We start from the raw sequence: 3,634 nt of genomic DNA on the forward strand, positions 1-3,634 counted from the left end.
GGGAACGGTTGGATGCCAATCTGAGTAGCACCCACCGTAGCCGACCGACCTTCCCCCGCGACTACAAGGGCGACGACGTTGTCGAGGTTTTCCTCAAGGGCACGCGGCTCAAGGAGCTCTTTCGGTTGCGCACGCCCTTTGAGATACCGAAGACACGGCGGTTCGAGCATACGCATATCGTCGCCGGCTCCGGCCACGGAAAGTCTCAGACCCTGCAGTATTTCATCGCAAGGGATCTCGAAGAGGTCGCACGGGGTGACAAGACGGTCATCGTGATCGACAGCCAGGGTGACCTGATTGGCAACCTGCTGCGCGCCCGCACATTGCCACCTGAGCGGATCGTTCTGATCGATCCGGAGGACATCGGCTACCCGGTCAGCCTCAACCTTTTTTCGGTCGGTCAGGACCGGCTTGCAGATTACGGCGATCTGGAGCGCGAGCGTCTGACCAATTCCATAATCGAGCTTTACGACTTCGTGCTGGGTTCGCTCTTGTCGGCGGGTATGACGGCCAAGCAAAGCGTGGTCTTCCGCTATGTCACTCGGTTAATGTTCCATATCCCCGACGCCACCATCCACACGCTGCGCGAGTTGATGGAGCCGGGCGGCACCGAGAAATACCGTGACCAGATCGCCAGGCTCGAAGGGACGCCGCGCCGGTTCTTCGAGACCGAATTCGACAGCAAGGAATTCGCCAGTACTAAGACCCAAGTTCTGCGCCGCCTTTACGGCGTGCTGGAGAATCAAACCTTCGAACGGATGTTTTCTCACCCGCAATCGAAGTTCGACATGTTCACCGAGATGAACGCTGGCAAGTTGATCCTGATCAACACCAGCAAGTCGCTGTTGAAGGAGCAGGGCACCCAGATATTCGGCCGGTTCTTCATCGCTCTGGTTGCCCAGGCAGCACAGGAGCGCGCCACGCTGCCGGACCAAGATCGTCTGCCGTCCCTAGTTTATATCGACGAGGCGCAGGATTATTTTGACCAGAACATTGGCGTGATCCTGAGCCAAGCCCGCAAATACAAGGTTGGCATGGTGATGGCGCACCAGTATCTCGGACAGCTTTCAAACGGGCTTCAAGAGGCTTTCGAGGCCAATACCTCTATCAAGCTTGCAGGTGGCGTCTCAGCACGAGACGCCCGCGCCTTGGCGGGGCAGATGTCCTCCGACCCCGATACCATCCATCGCCAGCCGAAAGGGACGTTCGCAACATATGTGCGCGGGTTGACCGATCGGGCCGTGCCGATCAGCTTTCCCTTTTTCGTGCTGGAGAAACTTCCGCGCAGCACAAAAAACGAGATTGATGCAATCCGGCAACACAGTCGCGAGCGTTATGCTGAACCATTCCAGCGCAAGGCAGAACATAGCACTTCGGAAGAGCCGGACCCTGCTGCAGCAGAGGAAAAATTCGATGGTAGCGATCCAACGAAACCTTCGCCAGAATTGTGATCTCAGCTATTTTTCAGCTTATGGAACAGACCGATGCCTTGGGACGCGCTACTTTTTATCACATCGCCCCTGTGGACGTCGCGCGCCCAACCGAGCGGGAAATTCGCTGGCTGAAACATATCGAGCGACACGGGCCGCAATCGTCGCAGTACCTTTTTGAGCTGACCCGAGATTCGCATCGCTGCAAGGACACGGCCCTGCGTGCGCTTCAAAAGCTGCGCGCGGCAAAATATCTCAAGCTGCCGCCACAGCAGCGGGCCACGGAACGGGCTGAGTGCAAACCGTTTGTCTACGATCTAACAGCAAAAGCGAAAGACCATCTGGTCGACCGGGGCATCGACGAAGCCACAGTCCGTCCTTCCGGGCATTGGTGGCACGGATATGCGGTCTCCTGCGTAACCAGCGCAATCGACATTTCCGCCGCACGTGATGGAGTACGTTACATCCCGGCCCACAACATTCTGGCGATCAAGAGCGCCCAGCTCGCCATCCCGTTGGGCAAATCAAAGCTTGTTCCAGACCAGCTGTTCGCGCTGGACTATGGCGGGAGTTACCGCGCGTTTGCCCTGGAGGTCGACCGTGGAACCGAGCCATTGCGCTCGAGCGCGGCGCGAAAAAGCATCCAGAAAAGCCTGGATCTGTACTACCGGCTGATCCACGAGCAAGTATACAAGCAGCATTATGGTCTGAAAGCGAACATACTTGTTCTCTGGGCGTTCCAGAGTCGCAAGCGGCAGGAGCAGTTACTATCCATGGCCAGCGAATTGCCGACCTTTGTAGCGAGATCGATGCTAAGCCTTTCGTATGATTTCGAGAAGCAATACGTCGCCCCATTGACTGGCGGAACGGGGCCATACCATCGTCCGTGGTGCAACGCTGGCGGGGGCTCGACTTCCCTAGCTCTGGAGGCCGAACCTTGAGTTTGAACCCCAGTCCCTCCGCCACTTGGCCCCGCGAAAGCGTTCTCCCGATCCGGCTGGGGCCGGATTTTTCCGTTGTTTTCGAGGGTTATGCGGGAGGGCTGAGCACTGCCCCTGCTGCCAAGAGGCCTGGAAGCGGTCTCTCCGGGCCGATATTCTCCGGACCTGTTGACTACGCGAATTTGGTGAATTGCTTGCAAGACTCTGTAATAAAAGAATTTTCCGGAGGGGCTACCTGAACACTTCGACCGGAGTCGCGTTCGGTAAGATGGAACAGAAATCGAACCTTCGCTGATCCTCCGACATAGCACAGAAGTGAGATTTCCGCAGCGCAGCAATTTGCCAGGCACTGCAGGGAGGGCGGAATGCGGACTTTCGCCGCACGTTGCACCAATGTCTGCTATTGAGGCGCAAGCTTAGAAACAGGTAGGCTCCGCACCAGTTCTTATGCGCTAAACCAGTCCCAATGCCTCGTCGCTGGCTGTGCCCGCATACTTATCTCGCGGCGGCCAAGGGCGATCCCGCCAGTGCGGTAGAAAGGCAAAACTGGAGACAGAGCGGTTTTCGACCAACGCGCCATTTCCTGCACCAAGTGCATAATCGTAATAGAGTTTCACGATCTTTTCCTTGCTGACCTGCTGGGCCGCAGGGTGCGTGGTGCAGGCATCTTTCCAGGCCCGCACCCGCCGGTAGTCCGGCGTGTCAGGTAGTTCAAAATCCTCATAGTAGTCGAGGAACCAAAAGCGTTCGAACATCGGAGTAAACACCGCTTCGGCGAGGCCAAAATCATCGAACAAGAAGGGTTCTTTTCGACTGTGGTGGCACAGGAAACTGTCGATATCGCGGTAGATAGCGAGCAATTTTTCTGCGTATGTGTCGCGTTGTTCAGGCTCTTGGTTCATGACAAATAGATATCCCGCCATGGTAAATGGCCCCTCACGGGCGATGAGCATGGTTTCGATGGCATGTTCTAACGGGTCGGCTCGGCGGAGAGCCGGACCTTTGATGACTTCATCCAGATAACGAAGGATCACCAAGCTTTCTTTCAAGATTGCGCCGTTCGGTGTTTCTAAAACTGGCAACGCTGTCGTTCCCTGAGTTTTCGCCAATAGGGCCGGGTCGCGCGGTTTTGTGATGTCAACGACACGGAACTCAACGGCGTCTTTCTGTCCTCGCAGCGCCAGGAGGATCTCACGCCGCTGTGAAAAGGGGCAGACGGGGATGTGATAAACAATATGTTTGCCGGTCATCAAATCACTCCAG

General features: G+C 56.5%; 3 protein-coding genes. 2 read left to right on the forward strand and 1 reads right to left on the reverse strand.

Translation table 11 applies throughout. From position 1 onward, the window contains the following. The coding region (locus VOI29_RS23375) for a type IV secretory system conjugative DNA transfer family protein (protein ID WP_323784152.1) at positions 1-1,451 on the forward strand (1,451 nt) is incomplete at its 5' end. Between the two features lie 20 nt (positions 1,452-1,471). Continuing rightward, positions 1,472-2,371 (forward strand): replication-relaxation family protein, encoded by a 900-nt coding sequence (locus VOI29_RS23380; RefSeq protein ID WP_323768509.1) that lies wholly within the window; start codon positions 1,472-1,474, stop codon positions 2,369-2,371. A gap of 452 nt (positions 2,372-2,823) precedes the next feature. On the opposite strand, the gene VOI29_RS23385 is transcribed toward VOI29_RS23380, so the two are convergent. Then, on the reverse strand, positions 2,824-3,634 hold an 811-nt coding region (locus tag VOI29_RS23385), incomplete at its 5' end, for a glutathione S-transferase family protein (RefSeq protein WP_323784154.1).

This window comes from Leisingera sp., assembly GCF_034669605.1.
Classification (GTDB): domain Bacteria; phylum Pseudomonadota; class Alphaproteobacteria; order Rhodobacterales; family Rhodobacteraceae; genus Leisingera.

Bases quoted from the DNA above. Each gene is read 5' to 3' on its own strand.
- VOI29_RS23380 (WP_323768509.1), top strand. From the start codon at position 1,472: ATGGAACAGACCGATGCCTTGGGACGCGCTACTTTTTATCACATCGCC.